General features: G+C 66.4%; 20 protein-coding genes. 10 read left to right on the top strand and 10 right to left on the bottom strand.

Translation table 11 applies throughout. The features are described 5' to 3' along the window. Positions 1 to 11: 11 nt before the first annotated feature. The 5 genes from U5918_RS01040 to U5918_RS01020 all read right to left on the bottom strand — a co-directional run bounded on the left by U5918_RS01040 (position 12) and on the right by U5918_RS01020 (position 3829). The gene (locus tag U5918_RS01040) at positions 12 to 1205 is read right to left on the bottom strand and encodes an MBL fold metallo-hydrolase (RefSeq protein ID WP_335998812.1); all 1194 of its coding nucleotides are present in this window, start codon (positions 1203 to 1205) and stop codon (positions 12 to 14) included. 174 nt (positions 1206 to 1379) lie between these two features. After that, positions 1380 to 2420: a sulfite exporter TauE/SafE family protein gene (locus tag U5918_RS01035; RefSeq protein WP_418771141.1), complete on the bottom strand. Its 1041-nt coding sequence runs from the start codon at positions 2418 to 2420 to the stop codon at positions 1380 to 1382. Beyond that, positions 2417 to 2629 (bottom strand): DUF7512 family protein, encoded by a 213-nt coding sequence (locus U5918_RS01030; RefSeq protein WP_335998810.1) that lies wholly within the window; start codon positions 2627 to 2629, stop codon positions 2417 to 2419. The genes U5918_RS01035 and U5918_RS01030 overlap by 4 nt, the downstream gene beginning before the upstream one ends. 271 nt (positions 2630 to 2900) lie before the next feature. Further along, the gene (locus tag U5918_RS01025) at positions 2901 to 3359 is read right to left on the bottom strand and encodes a DUF6691 family protein (protein ID WP_335998808.1); all 459 of its coding nucleotides are present in this window, start codon (positions 3357 to 3359) and stop codon (positions 2901 to 2903) included. After that, the gene (locus tag U5918_RS01020) at positions 3356 to 3829 is read right to left on the bottom strand and encodes a YeeE/YedE family protein (protein ID WP_335998806.1); all 474 of its coding nucleotides are present in this window, start codon (positions 3827 to 3829) and stop codon (positions 3356 to 3358) included. The genes U5918_RS01025 and U5918_RS01020 overlap by 4 nt, the downstream gene beginning before the upstream one ends. Before the next feature lie 246 nt (positions 3830 to 4075). Between U5918_RS01020 and U5918_RS01015 the strand changes: the two genes are divergently transcribed. The 7 genes from U5918_RS01015 to U5918_RS00985 all read left to right on the top strand — a co-directional run bounded on the left by U5918_RS01015 (position 4076) and on the right by U5918_RS00985 (position 8107). After that, the gene (locus U5918_RS01015) at positions 4076 to 4333 is read left to right on the top strand and encodes a sulfurtransferase TusA family protein (protein WP_335998804.1); all 258 of its coding nucleotides are present in this window, start codon (positions 4076 to 4078) and stop codon (positions 4331 to 4333) included. Next, positions 4330 to 4929, top strand: a complete 600-nt coding sequence (locus tag U5918_RS01010) for a DsrE/DsrF/DrsH-like family protein (protein ID WP_335998803.1) — start codon at positions 4330 to 4332, stop codon at positions 4927 to 4929. The genes U5918_RS01015 and U5918_RS01010 overlap by 4 nt, the downstream gene beginning before the upstream one ends. A gap of 101 nt (positions 4930 to 5030) precedes the next feature. Then, positions 5031 to 5435 (top strand): helix-turn-helix domain-containing protein, encoded by a 405-nt coding sequence (locus tag U5918_RS01005; protein ID WP_335998802.1) that lies wholly within the window; start codon positions 5031 to 5033, stop codon positions 5433 to 5435. 145 nt (positions 5436 to 5580) lie between these two features. Then, positions 5581 to 5979 (top strand): DsrE/DsrF/DrsH-like family protein, encoded by a 399-nt coding sequence (locus tag U5918_RS01000; RefSeq protein ID WP_335998800.1) that lies wholly within the window; start codon positions 5581 to 5583, stop codon positions 5977 to 5979. A 39-nt stretch (positions 5980 to 6018) separates the two neighbouring features. Next, the gene (locus U5918_RS00995) at positions 6019 to 6261 is read left to right on the top strand and encodes a sulfurtransferase TusA family protein (RefSeq protein ID WP_335998799.1); all 243 of its coding nucleotides are present in this window, start codon (positions 6019 to 6021) and stop codon (positions 6259 to 6261) included. Between the two features lie 21 nt (positions 6262 to 6282). Further along, entirely contained in the window at positions 6283 to 7425 is a 1143-nt protein-coding gene (locus tag U5918_RS00990; protein ID WP_335998797.1) for an NAD(P)/FAD-dependent oxidoreductase, read from the top strand. A gap of 10 nt (positions 7426 to 7435) precedes the next feature. Further along, positions 7436 to 8107 carry a helical membrane plugin domain-containing protein gene (locus tag U5918_RS00985; protein ID WP_335998795.1) on the top strand — a complete coding sequence of 224 codons (672 nt, stop codon included), beginning with the start codon at positions 7436 to 7438 and terminating at the stop codon, positions 8105 to 8107. 24 nt (positions 8108 to 8131) lie between these two features. Here the strand turns inward: U5918_RS00985 and U5918_RS00980 are convergent, their stop codons facing one another. The 4 genes from U5918_RS00980 to trxA all read right to left on the bottom strand — a co-directional run bounded on the left by U5918_RS00980 (position 8132) and on the right by trxA (position 11162). Continuing rightward, positions 8132 to 8773 carry a class I SAM-dependent methyltransferase gene (locus U5918_RS00980; protein ID WP_335998793.1) on the bottom strand — a complete coding sequence of 214 codons (642 nt, stop codon included), beginning with the start codon at positions 8771 to 8773 and terminating at the stop codon, positions 8132 to 8134. Between the two features lie 2 nt (positions 8774 to 8775). Further along, the gene (locus tag U5918_RS00975; protein ID WP_335998792.1) at positions 8776 to 9003 is read right to left on the bottom strand and encodes a hypothetical protein; all 228 of its coding nucleotides are present in this window, start codon (positions 9001 to 9003) and stop codon (positions 8776 to 8778) included. Then, positions 9000 to 10400, bottom strand: a complete 1401-nt coding sequence (locus U5918_RS00970; protein WP_335998791.1) for an FAD-dependent oxidoreductase — start codon at positions 10398 to 10400, stop codon at positions 9000 to 9002. The genes U5918_RS00975 and U5918_RS00970 overlap by 4 nt, the downstream gene beginning before the upstream one ends. 357 nt (positions 10401 to 10757) lie before the next feature. After that, positions 10758 to 11162, bottom strand: a complete 405-nt coding sequence (trxA, locus tag U5918_RS00965; protein WP_335998790.1) for a thioredoxin — start codon at positions 11160 to 11162, stop codon at positions 10758 to 10760. 195 nt (positions 11163 to 11357) lie between these two features. Here trxA and U5918_RS00960 point away from each other — a divergent pair, with 195 nt between their 5' ends. From U5918_RS00960 to U5918_RS00950, 3 genes are all read left to right on the top strand, one after another. Then, entirely contained in the window at positions 11358 to 11579 is a 222-nt protein-coding gene (locus U5918_RS00960; protein WP_335998788.1) for a YgaP family membrane protein, read from the top strand. A gap of 9 nt (positions 11580 to 11588) precedes the next feature. Then, on the top strand, positions 11589 to 12875 hold the full coding sequence (locus tag U5918_RS00955; RefSeq protein WP_335998787.1) for a M20 family metallopeptidase: 1287 nt from the start codon (positions 11589 to 11591) through the stop codon (positions 12873 to 12875). 488 nt (positions 12876 to 13363) lie between these two features. After that, positions 13364 to 14035 carry a helix-turn-helix domain-containing protein gene (locus tag U5918_RS00950; protein ID WP_335998785.1) on the top strand — a complete coding sequence of 224 codons (672 nt, stop codon included), beginning with the start codon at positions 13364 to 13366 and terminating at the stop codon, positions 14033 to 14035. Between the two features lie 4 nt (positions 14036 to 14039). On the opposite strand, the gene U5918_RS00945 is transcribed toward U5918_RS00950, so the two are convergent. Then, positions 14040 to 14936 carry a phosphoribosyltransferase HisG-related protein gene (locus U5918_RS00945; protein ID WP_335998784.1) on the bottom strand — a complete coding sequence of 299 codons (897 nt, stop codon included), beginning with the start codon at positions 14934 to 14936 and terminating at the stop codon, positions 14040 to 14042. Positions 14937 to 14966: the final 30 nt, after the last annotated feature.

The raw sequence follows: 14966 nt of genomic DNA, 5'->3' as shown, positions 1-14966 counted from the left end.
CGGTCGCTGATTCAGTCACCGGTCAGGGCGTCCTGACTGGCGGCGCAGTTGTTCGGGCCGAGTTCGAGTTCGAAGGCCTCCTCGTCGTCGGCCGTCTGCTGGCCGAGGTTCGTCGCGATGATGTCCTCGTAGTTGGCCGGCCGCGGCGGCATGTCCGAGAGGATCAGGTCGACGAACTCGTCTTCCGCCATCGTCAGCGCCTCCATGTCGTCCTCGAGTTCGCCGATGGGCGCGGTGTAGGTCCCGTCCGCGGCGGGTTCGGCGGCGTCGCTGAAGTGCGCGCCGCCGACGAGGACGTCGTCGTCGAGCGTCAGGACTCTCGTCTGGAGCGTCTCGTAGAGCTGGCGGGCGGCGTCGGGCGCGCCCTCGTCACCCTCTTCGAGGTCCGGCCGGGCGACGCTCTCGACGAAGAGCCCGTCTCCAGTCGCCAGCAGGCTCCCGCCGAGCAGATACGAGGTCATCCCGCTGGTGTGGCCGGGGGTGTGGACCGTCTCGACCGTGGCCGCACCCACCTCGTAGGTGTCGCCGTCCGAGGCGGTCTCGAGGTCGTCGATATAGGTGACGACGCGCTGACGTGCCGCCTCGGGGATCACGCCGGTGACGCCGCGCTCGTCGAGCGCGCGGACGCCGCTGATGTGGTCGGCGTGGATGTGCGTGTCGAAGGCGTACGTCAACTCGGCGTCGAGCGCGGCCGCGTCGTCGAGGTACCGGTCCGTGAACGCGCGTAGCGGGTCGACGACGGCCGCTTCGCCGTCGGAGACGAGCAGGTAGCCGAGGCAGCCGCTGGACGGTCGCTGGTACTGGTAGAGGTCGCCGGGCCCGTCGTAGCGCGAGACGTCTTCGCGCTCGTAGATTCGCGCCCAGCCGTTCATCCCGTCGTCGAGGTGGACGACGTCCCGACCAGCTTCGGCCAGTCGGCCGGCGACGTACTCGCTGGCACCACCCTTCGCACAGAGAACGACCAGCGGGTCGCCCTCGGGAACCTGCTCCAGCAGGTCGTCGTCGACGTCGTCGTCCAGGAAGTGGAAGTAGGGCACGTTCGCGATCTCGACGGCGTCACCGTCGATGTGCCACTCCTCGAAGTCGCCCTCCATTCTCGCGTCGAGGATCGTCACTGACTCGCCGTCGTCGATCTGCTGCTTCAACTCGTCCGGCTCGATCTCGTCGACCTCGACGTCCGGTGTCGGGAAGTCGTCTGGTTCCATGTACACTCACCGGTACGCGCCTGACGCCCATATATCTTGCGTATCTTGTGCAATACTACGAGGCCTGTCTGCACTATGGGGACAGTCGAGCGTCGAATCGGCGGGAAAAACGAGTCTCCCTCAGCTGCGATTTTGCACGAAAAACGCAATAACGAGTAGATAGCTGCGCGGTACTCAGGCCTCGGTGGCGACGGGGCGCTCGCCGGCTTCGCGGCGGAGTTCGCGGACCGCGCTGTAGGAGACGGCGCCGCTGACCAGCAGCGCAGCCCCGATGATGATCACCAGGCTCACGACGTCGAGGATCGGCAGCTCCAGCACGCCGCCGATCTGCCGGACGGCGACCGCGACCGCTCCGAGCAGCAGCATCACGCCGAAGTACACCTTGATTTCCTCCTCTTCGACGAGGGTCGTCGCCGCCGCGCCGAGGCGCGCACCGAGTGCACTGCCCGCCAGTAGCGGGACGACGATGCTCAGGTCGACCGCGCCCGACTGGGCGTAGAGGAAGGACCCGATCCCGCCCGAGAAGACGATCTCGAACAGGTCGGTCCCGACCGCGACCGGCACCGGAACGCCGATCAGGTAGAACAGCGCGGGCATGCGGATGAAGCCGCCGCCGACGCCGAGAAAGCCCGACAGGAGTCCGGTCGCGAACGCGACCGCGAGGATCATCCACAGCGAGACCGTGAACCCGCCCCGCAGGGACATCATCGGCGGGATGCGGTAGGACTGGATCTTCTGTGCGATCTCGGGGATGTCTGCGTCGTCGACGTCCGCGTCCTCGTCCACGTCGTGTTCGAGACCGCCGCCCCCGGAGCCCTTGAGGGACTCACGCGTCACGAACGCCCCGATGCCGCCCAGCAGGAGGACGTACGCGACGCTGACGACGGTGCCCGCCAGTCCGATGTGCTGGAGGTACTCCAGCCCGATCTTGCCGACCTCGATCCCGGCCGTGGTCCCGGCGATCATCAACACGCCGAGCTTGTAGTCGACCTGTCCGAGGTCCCGGTGTTTCAGGGTCGCGATGACCGACGTCCCGAAGACGAAGGCCAGCCCGGACCCGACCGCCACGTTGGGCTCGTAGCCCATGACCAGGAGCGCCGGCGTGACGAGGAAGGATCCGCCCATCCCGAAAAAGCCGAAGAGGATCCCGATGAGCAGGCCGAACCCGGCGAACGTCCCGAGCAACGTCACGCTGACGCCGAACAGTTCCATCATCTATCGGCACCTCCGTTCTCGGCCGCGGAACACCGCATGAACACGGCGTCGAGGACCGCACACTGCCCTTTCAGCACTCGAGTGAACGCCGGACCGACGACCGTCTCCAGACCGCCGTAGCCGACGTACAGCAAGAGCGCCTCGAAGAGCACGATCCCCACGAGGACGACCGCCTGCGCGTTCCCGCCGAGCGTCTCAATTCCGAACATCACAACTCACCAGTGTCAGCAGTCTTGTTGTCCGCGTGGAATTCTGCACGTAAGATCGTAGTCGGAGGGGGTAGATAACGGTTTTGGGTTTTCTATACAATACTATATCGCCATAACCGACCGATACCGATGGATAAGTTATGGGTAGCTACGCGCGTCGAATTGGCGCCACCGAGAGCGATTTCGAAGGGGGCGCGGTCGAAAAGTCGGCGCGTGGAAGACAGCGGTGCGCGGAAGACGGAGGAGTGGACTGGACGGCAGAAAGGCGGCGTCAGTCGGCCGTGGTCGGGCCGGCGTTCGCATCGGTCAACCGCGAGCGCAGCCGGCCCTGCGCGTACGCGCCGATGAACATCCCGGCGACGGCCCAGAGGATCGGCCAGTTGCCGATGCCGACGCTCGCGTAGGCGGCGCCGGGACAGATCCCGGAGAGCCCCCATCCCGCGCCGAACACCACGCCGCCCACGACGACGTTCCGGTCGAAGGACTTCACCCGCCGGACGTACTGTTCGCCCGTGAGCGGCGCGTCCTCGAGGAAGTTCGTCGCGAGGGCGAAGACGACACCCGACACGACGGCGGCCCCGCCCATCACGAACAGCAGGCCGAGGTCTTCGAGCTGGAGGAAGTCGAGGACGACCTCCGGACGGGCCATGTGGCTGTACCCGAGCCCGAAACCGAAGATCAGTCCGCCGACGAGGATGCTCAGGTAGAACCCGGGGGTGCGCTCGCTCACGGCGACACCCCGAGAGCCTGGACGAGTTGCGCGGTCCCGATGGCGACGGCCATGAACGTCGCGACGTTCACGATCGAGGTCCCCGAGAGCGAGCCGACGCCACAGACGCCGTGGCCGGACGTACAGCCCTTGCCGAGGCGCGTGCCGACGCCGACCAGGATCCCGCCGAGGAACAGGCGCCACCACTGGACGTCCGTGGTCCAGGCGCCGCCCTGCCAGAAGACGGCGTAGACCGCGCCGCCGAGCACGATGCCGACGGTGAACACGACGCGCCAGTCGCGCGTACTCACGAACGGGAACTTGTTGAACTGGGGGACCCTCGAGACGTACGAGAGCGTCGATTCGAGGAACGTGCTCGCGCCCGCGATGATGCCGGTCGCGAGATAGATGAACGCTGCGCCACTGCCGATGAGCAGTCCGCCGATCAGATACCGCGCGATGCCGTTGGGGAAGAACTCGGCACCGATCATGGGCGGTTCACCCCGCCCGAGCGGGCTGCCGTGACGGATCGATTACTGGGCATGTCTCACCGAACCGTACCGCCTGCTCGGCCAAAAGGATTTGCATAGCGAGTCGAGATCTGCACAATACTATATCCGCCATATCGGCTGCAACATCTCAATTAGCACCTTTTTCTGTAATCGGCAGTTCCAGTAGTGGGTACAACCGACACAATTATCAAGGCCAGGCATAGTATTGTACCGTGACGACACAACATGAGCTTCGAATCAGAAGTCACCGAGACGCTCGACGTGAAGGGACTCTCTTGCCCGATGCCGGTCGTGCAGACCAAGCAGGCGGTCGACGAGCTCGAGGCCGGCGACGTCCTCGAGGTCGTGGCCACAGACTCCGGGAGCATGAGCGACATCGACGGCTGGGCGGACGGGACCAGCGGCGTGTCCCTGCTCGACCAGGAAGAACGCGAGGACGGCGGTGAGAGCGTCTACGTCCACTACGTGCAGGTGGAGGAATGAGCACAGAGACAGACGAAACCGCCGACGCCGACGGTCCGGAACCGGACGGAGACCTGGCCGAGCTCGAGGCGCTTCGCGCACGCGTCGACGACCTCGAAGACCAGCTGGCCGGCGTCGAGACCGAGGTCGACGACGACCAGAAGTCCATGGTGATCATCGCGACGAAGGGGACGCTGGACATGGCCTATCCCCCGCTGATCCTCGCCTCGACGGCCGCCGCCTTCGGCTGGGACGTGACCGTCTTCCACACGTTCTGGGGGCTGGAGATCCTCCACGAGGACCACTCCAAAGACCTCCAGATGAGTTCGGTCGGCAACCCGAACATGCCGGTCCCCAACGCCATCGCCTCGCTCCCGGGCATGGACCGCGTGACGACGAAGATGATGCGAAAGCGCATCGCCGACAACGAGACGGCGAGCATCGACGAGCTGTTACAGACCTGTTTCGACATGGACGTCGAGATGCAGGCCTGCCAGATGACCGTCGAGCTGATGGACTACGACGAAGACGACTTCTACGACGACGTCACCGTCGGCGTCGGTGCCGCCACGGCGCTCGAACAGATGGCCGACGCGGACATCCAGCTCCTGGTCTGAGCCGCCACTCCTTCGGCGGTCTGTGCCACTCCCGCGAGCGCTGATGAGTGTTGTATGGAACATACATAACTCTTTTAGCGTCACGCCGACTACGTACACCTATGCCAGACTCGATGGCGGAAATGTTGCGCCAGGACATGGAGTGTGAGGGGCTCCTGGAGTGTCTCCACGGGCTCAAGGATCTGGACAGAGAGTGTTTCGAGACGCTCGCGAAGAGCGACGAACGGCTGACGGTCGACGAGATCGCCGACCGGGTCGAACGCGAGCGCTCGACGGCCTACCGGTCGATCCAGCGACTGCTCCAGACCGGCCTCGTCCAGAAAGAGCAGATCAACTACGAACAGGGCGGGTACTACCACGTCTACTACCCCGCCGATCCGGAGGAGGTCACCGACGACATGCAGCGACTGCTCAACGACTGGTACGCCCAGATCGGCCAGTTGATCCAGGAGTTCCGCACGAAGTACGAGGACGAGACGGCCCCGACCACGCCCTCGGAGCCGTGAGACCGCACGCGACGCTTCGCTGACGGGAGTCGACCTTCCTCCGCACAGGCCACCCATCACCCACTGGTGTCGCGATCGGTCTTACAGAGTTTTGGGAATTGCGCACACTATTATATGCCTGCTCGGCGTAGCAGTAACTGGACCCATGACAGGCTATGCAATCGTTCTCGCGTCCAGAGAGCTGTCCCGCGTACAGGCGGTCAGTACCATCGCGTCCATCGCGGCGGCCTCCGACGTGCCCGTCGAGGTGTTCGCCACGATGGAGGGACTGTTACCCTTCGAGAAAGAGACCGTCGAATCCGGCGACTTCGACGTCGGACCCGTCGGCGCGCGGATGCTGGAGGCAGAGGACGTGGACGTCCCGCTGTTCACCGAACAGTTCGCCCAGGCCAAAGAGATCGGCCCGCTGCGGCTCTACGCCTGCGAGATGGCGATGGATCTGATGGGCCAGGACCTCGACGACTACGTCGACGTGTTCGACGAGTCGCTCGGCGTCTCGGGCTTCCTGAATCGCGCCCAGGACAAACAGGTCGTCTTCGTCTGAGCATCGATCGTTCGAATATCACACACCATACACAACACAATGAGCGAAACCGAATACGAACCCGACGTCACGATCGACTCGCGCGGCGCAACCTGCCCCGGTCCGCTGATGGACCTCATCGGCAAGGTCAAGGAGGCCGATCCGGGGACCGTCATCGAACTGCAGACCTCGGACAGCGGGTCCAAGGGCGACGTTCCGGAGTGGCTGGACGAGGCCGGCCACGAGCTGCTCGAGGTCGTCGAGCACGACGACTACTGGAGCATGTACGTCGAGATCAACTGAGCGGCCCACCGTAGTTCCATCATGACTGAACACATCGTCGTCGTCGGCGGCGGCACAGGCGGCACCGTGCTCGCAAACCGGTTAGCCGAGAAGCTCGGCCCGGAACTCGAGCGCGGTGACGCCCGCGTCACGCTCGTCTCCGACGACACAGACCACGTGTACAAGCCCACGTTCCTCTACGTCCCCTTCGGGAAGAAGACGGTCGAGGACGCGAAACGCCCGCTAGAGGACCTCGTCCACCGGTCGGTCGACGTCGTGTTCGACCGGGTGACGGGCGTCGACACCGACGGCAAGCGCCTCTCACTGCGCGAGCGCGGCTCCCTGGCCTACGACCAGCTCGCGCTGGCGCTCGGCGCGCAACTCGTGCCCGAGGAGGTGCCGGGTCTCGCCGACGGCGGACACCACTTCTACGGGCCGGACGGGGCCGAGGCGCTCCGCGACGAGATGGCCGACTTCACCGAGGGGCACCTCGTCCTGTCGGTGATCGGCACGCCACACATGTGCCCGGCGGCGCCCGTCGAGTTCGTGCTGATGGCCGACGCCTGGTTCCGCGAGCGCGGACTGCGCGAGGACGTCGACATCACGTACACCTACCCGATCCAGCGGGCACACGCCATCCAGAACGTCGCCGACTGGGCCAGCGAGGCCTTCGCGGAACGGGACATCAACGTCGAGACGTTCTTCAACGCCGACGAGGTCGACCCCGAGGCGGGCGTGCTCCACTCGATGGAGGGCAAGGAACTCGACTACGACCTGCTCGTGGGAATCCCGCCGCACGCGGGCAGCGATCTCGTGACCGACGCGGGGCTCGGCGACGACGGCTGGGCCGACGTGGACAAGCACACGCTGGAATCCGACCACGCCGAGGACGTCTACGTGCTGGGCGACCTCGCGGACGTGCCCACGAGCAAGGCCGGCAGCGTCGCCCACTACGAGGCCGGCGCAGTCGCCGACCGGATCGCCAGCCACACACGCGGGGAGACGCCGACCGCGACCTACGACGGCAAGACGGTCTGCTTCATCGAGAGCGGGATGGACGAGGCGACCTTCGTCGACTTCGAGTACGGTACCCAGCCCACGGTCAGGGAGCCGTCGAAGCCGGTCCACTGGGCGAAACTCGGCTATAACGAGTCCTACTGGCTGACCGCCAGGGGACTGCTGTGAGGTGACGAGTATGGCAGAACAACAGCAAGACGGAACCAGCGCGGCCGGTGAAGCGTCCGCCGAGCCGGCCGAGACCGAGGGTGACCTCCCCCCGGAAGTAAAGGCGGCCGTCGCCGAGCAGCCGGAGGAAGTGGCGCGCTTCCTCGACAACCTCGGAGCGGTCAACGACCTACTGGACGGGACGGCCGTCGCCACCGCCGCGATGGACGACGAGATGGTCCAGAACCTGGCGGCGACGGGGACGAACCTCGGCGCGGCCGCGGACGGACTGGCGACGCCCGAGGCGGCCAAACTCGGCGAAGCGGCCGGCGAGAACGCGGGGGACCTGGCCGAGGCCATCGAGACGCTCGCGCGCCTCCAGCGGTCGGGGACGCTCGACGACGTGCTCGCGCTGGCCGACACGCTCTCCCTGCTGACGGCCGCGATGGACGACGAGATGGTCACGAATCTGACCGCGACCGGCTCGCGGCTGGGCGAACTGGCGGACACGGCCGCCGACGACGACGTGGCGGGGTCGCTCGAATCGGTGCTGGAAGCCCTCGGCGAAGCCGGCGACCAGCCGCCCGAACCCCCAGGTGTCCTGGGGATGCTCAGGGCGATGCGGGACCCCGACGTGCAGGCCGGGATGGGCTTTCTCCTGGCGGTCGCCGGTGCGCTCGGTCGCGACCTCGGCGAGGAGTGAGGCCGCTTTTTCCCGTCGCCGGGATCAGTCCGGAACGCGACCGCTCACGACGACGAACGAGCCGTCGCCCCAGCCCTCTCTGACGGGATCGGGCAGGTCCATGCTCGCCGGATCGCTGAAGAGCGTCTGGAGGGCGGCCCAGTCGACGAAGCCCGCCGCCGCCATCGCGTCCAGCAGGTCCGGGACCGCGACGAACGTCGCGTCCTGGTAGAAGGGGTTCGAGCACTGCTTCTCGCGATACCGTTCGCCGAGCGGGCCGTCGCGGGCGACGAATCCGACGGCGAGCGTCCCGCCCGGGCCGAGGACGCGGTGTGCTTCGGCCAGCGTCCGTTCCACGTCGTCGACGAAGCAGATCGTCGTCACGAGGACGACGGTGGACACGCTGTCGTCTCTCAACGGCAGGGACTCCGCGACGCCCTGGATCGGGGTGACGCCCCGGTCGCGTGCGCGCCGAAGCATCGCGGGAGACGGGTCGACGCCGAGCCCGACGTCGAGCGGGGCCGCGAACTGCCCGCTCCCGACGCCGACCTCCACGGCCCGGTCGGGTTCGATCGTCGGCAGCGGCGCCCGCACGGCCGCCAGTTCCGACTCGTAGGCGGCCTCGTGCGTCTCGAACCACCGATCGTACCGGTCGGTGTGGTCCTCGAAAGGTTCGACGACGGGCATCGTCAGGCGGGTCGCGAACGCTCGACCAGGGCACGGCCCCGGTCGCTCACCCGACAGGTGTCGAAGCCCTGGCGCGCGAGGAGTCCACGATCCTGGAGGGCAGCTGTCGTTTCGAGAACGGTGCCCAGGTCAGTCTCGAGCGCGACCGCCAGACCAGCCGGCGATCGGTCGCCCTCGCCTGCGAGCTCGGAAAGGAGCGTCCGCTCGAAAGCCGTGAGCCGGTCGGTCATTCCAGTTTCCCCTCCAGGACCTTCGCGGCCGTGAGCACGGGGTCCCACACCGGGCTGAACGGGGGTGCGTACGCGAGGTCGAGATACGAGAGCTGGTGGGCCGTCATCTCGGCGTGCAGCGCCGCGGCGACGGTGTCGATGCGCTTGGCGACGCCCTCGCGGCCGACCATGCTCGCGCCGAGGACGCGGCCGCTCTCGCGGTCGCCGACGATCGTGAACTGGATCTCCGAGCCGCCCGGGTAGTAGTGGGCGCGCGAGGGGGCCGTGATCGTCACCGAGACGGGTTCGAAGCCCGCCTCGCGGGCGGCATCCTCGTCGATCACGCCCGTGCGTGCGACTTCCAGATCGAAGGCCTTGACAGCGGCCGTCCCTGCGATTTCGCCGACCGGCGTCGGGTCGCCGGCGAGCGTCTGGCCGATGGCCCGTCCCTCCCGGTTGGCCGTCAGCGCGAGCGGGACGTGATCGGGCTCGCCGGTCACGACGTGGGTCGCCTCGGCGCAGTCGCCGGCCGCGTAGACGTGGTCCTCGCTGGTTCGACCGTACTCGTCGGTCGCGATGGCACCGGTCGGACCGAGTTCGATCCCCGCGTCCTCGGCGAGTTCAGTGTTGGGCGCGACGCCCACGCCGACCAGCGCGAGGTCCACGGGGACGTCCTCGTCGCCGGCCGCGATGGCCGTCACCCGCTCGTCCCCGCGAATCGCTCCGACCGGGGTGTCGAGGTGGAGGTCGATGCCCTGCTCACGGAGGTGGTCCTCGACGGTCGCGGCTGCCTCCGCACCGAACGGCTGGAGGGTGTGTGGCAACATCTCGAACACGTGAACGTCGAGGCCGCGCTCGGCGAAGGCCTCGGCCATCTCGATGCCGACGTACCCACCGCCGATGATCCCGACCGACTCGGGGGACTCGGCGTCGGCGTAGACCGAGGCCGCCTCGCGACGATCCACGGACGGCGTCTCGACGCCGAGCGCCCGCCGGATCTCCGCCCCCGCGTGCATACTGTGGAGTGTGAACACGCCGTCGCGTTCCATCCCGTCGAGCGGTGGTTCGACGGCGCGCGCGCCGGTCGAGATCAGGAGGTCACCGTAGGACTGCTCGAACTCGCCGTCGGGGCCCGCGACCGTCACGGTTCGGTCCTCCGGATCGATGGCCGTCACCTCGTGGTGTGTCCGGAGGTCGATGCCGCGCTCTTCGACGAACGCCTCGGGCGTCACCGAGACGAGGTCCTCGAGCGTCTCCACGGCGCCTTTCACGTAGTACGGGAGCCCGCACGCGCCGTACGAGACCCATTCACCCCGCTCGAAGACGACCACGTCCCGCTCCGGTGCGTCGCGTTTGAACTTGCTCGCGGCACTCATTCCCGCCGCGTCTCCGCCGACCACGACTACTGGCGCTGTCATACCCGAATCTTGGACCGCCACCGTAATAAAGAATTGCGAGTTTTTCACAATATAAGAGCCGGAAAAGTCACTTGCAGTCGCCCCAAGAGATTGCAAATTTGACCGCCATTACCGGACGAAATGGTCGATCACCGGCGGACTCGATGCGGGGCGCGATGTGGCTCGTTATTGTACATTGAAAACAACTACGGCCCCAGACACCTGGCCGTCGTGCAGGCGACACCCCGGAAAATCGACAGATAGCGGTCACAGGACGCAGTATGGGGGCCACTGACGACAGGATCGTCGACATCGAAGCACAGCGACGGCGGAAAGAACGGTACCTCGGCTACCGAGGCCCGGCGGGCGGACTGCCGATCAGTTGTAGGCCTCGATCAGGCCGGCCAGGTCGTCTTTACTCTTGACGCCGACCAGCTTTTCGGCCGGTTCACCGTCGGCGAACAGCAGGAGCATGGGGACGCCCTGGACGCCGTACTGGGCAGCGAGTTGCTGGTTCTGGTCGACGTCGACCTTCGCGATGGCAGCCTCGGTCTCGGCCGCCAGTTCCTCGATGGTCGGTTCCAGCATCTTGCAGGGCCCACACCAGTCCGCGTAGAAGTCCACCAGCACGACGTCGTACTGGTCGACGGCCCCCGAGAGATCGTCGGGAGAGCCGACGTGAATCGGCTCCGAGGGGGTAACAGAACCGCTCTCGTCGGTGGATTCGCGAAGTTCCTCGATCTTCTCTTCCCTGATGTCGTCGATGGATGGGTTCTCGCTCATCGAGCACACGTACGTCCCGACCGTACTTAGGTGTTTTGTACACTCTATACAATATTGTGGATTCGGCCGTCCGGTTGGAGTGCAGGCCTCAAACGCAGATGCCGACATATGGTCCAATTGCGCCGGATCCTGAGAGGAACCATGTTGTGCCCTGTACCCACAACATACAATAGCGATGGCGCCGTAGATCCGGGTATGGACCGAAACGTCGGCGGCGTTGATCGGGCCGTTCGGATCGCGCTCGGTGTGCTCGTCGCGGTCGCGGGTGCGGCGGCCATCGGTGGCTACTGGCGCGCGGGAGCCGCTGTCGGCGCGTTGATTCTCGCAATCGGCGCGGTGCTGGTGATCACGGGGACCACCCAGCGCTGTCCGATCTACGCTGGCGCCGGGATCGATACGTGCGAAACGGAACGGTGAGAGCTGGGGATGTCCCGGGACATGTCGCTCGTGCCGACGGCGTTGCGTACCGCCATCGACGGCCGCGATGAGACCCTCGTCGATCGACTCCTGGAGCTGCTGGCGTTCGACACCTCGAATCCACCCGGCGAGACGGGTGCGATCGTCGACTACCTCGATGCGGAGTTCCAGTCGCTCGGCATCGTGACCGAACGGATCGTCACCGACCCCGTCAAACCCAATCTTCTCGCGACGATACCCGGGTCGTCGGACCGAACGCTGCTGTACAACGGGCACGTCGACACCGTTCCCTACGACGCGACGGCCTGGGAGCGCGATCCGCTCGGTGAGCGCGACGGTGAACGGATCTACGGCCGCGGCGCGACGGACATGAAGGGGCCACTCGCCGCCATGCTGGACGTCGCCAGTGCCTACGCCGAGTCAGACACGGAACCGCCGGTGACCCTGGAGTTCGCCTTCGTGAGCGACGAAGAGATCGCCGGCGAGCCCGGCCTCCCCGCGCTGCTCGAGAGCGATCGCATCGACGCCGACTGGTGCGTGATCGGCGAGACCACCTGCGAGGGCGGCCGCCACTCCGTGACCGTCGCGGACAAGGGGAGCGTGTGGCTGACGCTGGAGAGCGAAGGTGAGGCTGCACACGGTTCGCGCCCGATGCTCGGCGAGAACGCGATCGACCGGCTGTGCGAGGCCATCGAACGCGTTCGCCGCGAGTTCGGAACGGAACAGTTCGAGCTAGACGCCGAGGTCGCGGCCATCGTCGCGGAGTCGGTGAAGTACTACGCCCCGGCGATGGGCGAGGCCGCCGCTCGCGAACTGTTCGAGTATCCCACGATCAACCTCGGGACCATCGAGGGCGGCGAGAGCGTCAACAGCGTCCCGGCACGGGCGCGCGCTCGCCTGGACTTCCGCCTGACTGCGGGCGTCGAGACTCGTGACGTGCTCCAGGACATTCGCGACTGCGCAGACGACTGTGAGGGAGTCCGGATCGCGGACGTCTCCTGGAGCGTCGGGACGTACGAACCGCTATCCAGTCCGCTCGTCTCGGCGGTAACTGAAGCCGCCGCGGCCGTGTCCGGCGATCACGTCTACCGCCGGAGTGCGACCGGCGGGGGCGACGCCAAGAAGTTCCGGCGGACGGGGATTCCGACGGTGGAGTTCGGATTCGGCACGGACACCGTTCACGCCGTCGACGAGTACACGACCGTCGAGGCGCTCATCGAGAACTCGCTCGTGTACGCGTCGCTCCCGTACCGACTCGTCGGCGGCGGCGAACCGAGCTCTGTCCCGGACCAGTAGCCGCGCTTGCTCCGCGCCCAGTTCCAGAACGCCCGCGTCACACAGATTCGAGCACCGGTCGTGAGGGGGATTTTCGAGATTGTTTATCCATAATCGAGTAAACGATCGCCGATTCTGCTGCCACCTCCCGGACTCGTAAACCGTATTTCGCGATACAGAAACGGAGAGGTTCGTTCGGATTCCGTATCGATTCAATCGGAGTTCTGGCGAGATTCACAGATCGAGGTGTTAGGTAGACAACCATACCGAATCGATAGCGACGCCACCACCGGAACGACTGCCGGGTGGACCTGTTTCGGTACGCGGTGACGCCGGGCCCGTTCTCCTGTCTGCTCGGAACGTACCGGACCGGGCGAACCGACAACCGTTGGGGCTAACCGGTTCGTGAGAACTGCCGAAGTCGACCACGATCACGACTCGACGGTGCCGAATTCGGGTCCCTGATTCGTCTCCGTATGTTTATGTCTCCGAGTCGCTACGTCACTACTATGCGCTACGCGGAGATCGTCGTCAATAAGCTCGAGCCCACGTCGCCGACCGAGGAACTGCTGGCGGCGTCCGAGGACGTCACCCGCGAGCAACTCCATCACCTCGATCTGCTCGACGACGGCACGGCCACGACCCTCTACGAGATGTCCGGTGACGTCGATCGAGTCAGGGAGATCGCCGCCGACGACGACGCGCTCATCGACTACCAGATCTCCGAGGGCGAGGAACGCATCACCGTCTACGCCCACTTCGAGCCGACCGACACCCTCACCGAATTGCTGGAGCTCGTCCGCACGCACGAACTCATCCTCGACATGCCCCTCGAGTACACCGACCGTGGCGACGTCCGGGCGCTCGTTATCGGCCAGGCCGACACCTTTCAGGACGTTCTCGCCCGCATCCCCGACACCATCGACGTCGAACTCGAGCGGATCGGCGACTACCGGCCCGAGTCCGAACGCCTGTTCGCGCAATTGACCCAGCGCCAGCAGGAGACGCTGCTGGCCGCGCTCGAAATCGGGTACTACGAGACGCCGCGCCAGGCCTCCCAGCGGGACGTCGCCGACTACCTGGACCGCTCGGACGGGACCGTCGGCGAACACCTCCGGAAGGTCGAGTCGGCCGTCCTCTCCGCCATCGCACCGCGCTCACCCGCTACTCGTTTCGACTGACGGCTCAGGGGGCCAGTTCCGTCTCCAGATCCGCGCCGACGAACAGGTCGGCGGCTCGCTCGGTCGCCGCGGACCGCTCGGCCGCGTTCTCGAGCAGGACCGTCTCGCTCGGGAACAGGCGCTCGCCCAGTTCCAGGCCGTGATCCCGCGCCGTCGAGCCCGTGACGGTCAGGTACACGCCGATCCCCGTCTCCGCGATGGCCGCCTCCTCGATCGTGCCCTCCTCGGGATACGTGAACTCGACGTCTTCGATGACGTCGGTCCCGAGCACGGCCTCGACCAGGCGCTCGTACCGCGGCGAGATGCAGATGTCTCCTTCGTAGGCATCGACCAGCGAGCGGTCGAGGTCGGCGTCGTACGCCCGGCGGAGGTCCGGCGTCGCGAGCAGCGTGTGCCAGACCGTATCGCCCAGGCCCGAGACGACGCGGACGTCGGTGTCCCGGGGGTCGATCCGGTCGTTCACGTCGGCCAGTTCCCGCAACGGTTCGGGGTCGAGGCCGACGACCTCCTCCAGGACGAGGTCGGCGCTGTCGAACCCGAGGGCGAACTCGTGCGTCCGGAGCGCGCGGAACGGTTCCTCCCGGCCGACGAGCTGGAGGTCGAAGTCATCGAGCGGGAGGGTGAGGCTGTCGAAGACGATCCGCCGGGGCATCCCGGCGCGGTCGTCCCGGAGGAGCGTGTACTCGGGTGCCGAGGGTTCGTCCGTGTCGCTGTAGGCCGCGAGCCGGTCGTAGACGTCGGCGTCGGCCTCCTGGTTATCCTTGGTGATCGCTTTCTCGTACTGGAGCGTCGAGATGACGTCGTCGGCGAGGGCGGCCGTGTCCGTCCGGGCCGCGAGCCGTTCGAGGACGGCCTCCAGCGGCCGCCCCTTCCGGGGGACGGCGACGCGGACAGTAGTCATTGGGAGACAGGTCGCCGTCCGAGAGTAAAA

It is taken from the genome of Halorientalis sp. LT38, from assembly GCF_037031225.1.
GTDB lineage: Archaea > Halobacteriota > Halobacteria > Halobacteriales > Haloarculaceae > Halorientalis > Halorientalis halophila.
Note: the sequence above shows the minus strand (reverse complement) of the source record. Positions and strands in the feature narration are given on the sequence as shown.

What these genes read in the sequence shown, in the direction of transcription:
- U5918_RS00960 (WP_335998788.1), top strand. Translation starts at nt 11,358, where the DNA reads ATGGACCGAAACGTCGGCGGCGTTGATCGGGCCGTTCGGATCGCGCTC.
- U5918_RS01015 (WP_335998804.1), top strand. Translation starts at nt 4,076, where the DNA reads ATGAGCTTCGAATCAGAAGTCACCGAGACGCTCGACGTGAAGGGACTC.
- U5918_RS00990 (WP_335998797.1), top strand. Translation starts at nt 6,283, where the DNA reads ATGACTGAACACATCGTCGTCGTCGGCGGCGGCACAGGCGGCACCGTG.
- U5918_RS01000 (WP_335998800.1), top strand. Translation starts at nt 5,581, where the DNA reads ATGACAGGCTATGCAATCGTTCTCGCGTCCAGAGAGCTGTCCCGCGTA.
- U5918_RS00955 (WP_335998787.1), top strand. Translation starts at nt 11,589, where the DNA reads ATGTCCCGGGACATGTCGCTCGTGCCGACGGCGTTGCGTACCGCCATC.
- U5918_RS00975 (WP_335998792.1), bottom strand. Translation starts at nt 9,003, where the DNA reads ATGACCGACCGGCTCACGGCTTTCGAGCGGACGCTCCTTTCCGAGCTC.
- U5918_RS00950 (WP_335998785.1), top strand. Translation starts at nt 13,364, where the DNA reads ATGCGCTACGCGGAGATCGTCGTCAATAAGCTCGAGCCCACGTCGCCG.
- U5918_RS01035 (WP_418771141.1), bottom strand. Translation starts at nt 2,420, where the DNA reads ATGATGGAACTGTTCGGCGTCAGCGTGACGTTGCTCGGGACGTTCGCC.
- U5918_RS01030 (WP_335998810.1), bottom strand. Translation starts at nt 2,629, where the DNA reads ATGTTCGGAATTGAGACGCTCGGCGGGAACGCGCAGGCGGTCGTCCTC.
- U5918_RS00945 (WP_335998784.1), bottom strand. Translation starts at nt 14,936, where the DNA reads ATGACTACTGTCCGCGTCGCCGTCCCCCGGAAGGGGCGGCCGCTGGAG.
- U5918_RS00970 (WP_335998791.1), bottom strand. Translation starts at nt 10,400, where the DNA reads ATGACAGCGCCAGTAGTCGTGGTCGGCGGAGACGCGGCGGGAATGAGT.
- U5918_RS01005 (WP_335998802.1), top strand. Translation starts at nt 5,031, where the DNA reads ATGCCAGACTCGATGGCGGAAATGTTGCGCCAGGACATGGAGTGTGAG.
- trxA (WP_335998790.1), bottom strand. Translation starts at nt 11,162, where the DNA reads ATGAGCGAGAACCCATCCATCGACGACATCAGGGAAGAGAAGATCGAG.
- U5918_RS01040 (WP_335998812.1), bottom strand. Translation starts at nt 1,205, where the DNA reads ATGGAACCAGACGACTTCCCGACACCGGACGTCGAGGTCGACGAGATC.
- U5918_RS01010 (WP_335998803.1), top strand. Translation starts at nt 4,330, where the DNA reads ATGAGCACAGAGACAGACGAAACCGCCGACGCCGACGGTCCGGAACCG.
- U5918_RS00980 (WP_335998793.1), bottom strand. Translation starts at nt 8,773, where the DNA reads ATGCCCGTCGTCGAACCTTTCGAGGACCACACCGACCGGTACGATCGG.
- U5918_RS00995 (WP_335998799.1), top strand. Translation starts at nt 6,019, where the DNA reads ATGAGCGAAACCGAATACGAACCCGACGTCACGATCGACTCGCGCGGC.
- U5918_RS01020 (WP_335998806.1), bottom strand. Translation starts at nt 3,829, where the DNA reads ATGATCGGTGCCGAGTTCTTCCCCAACGGCATCGCGCGGTATCTGATC.
- U5918_RS00985 (WP_335998795.1), top strand. Translation starts at nt 7,436, where the DNA reads ATGGCAGAACAACAGCAAGACGGAACCAGCGCGGCCGGTGAAGCGTCC.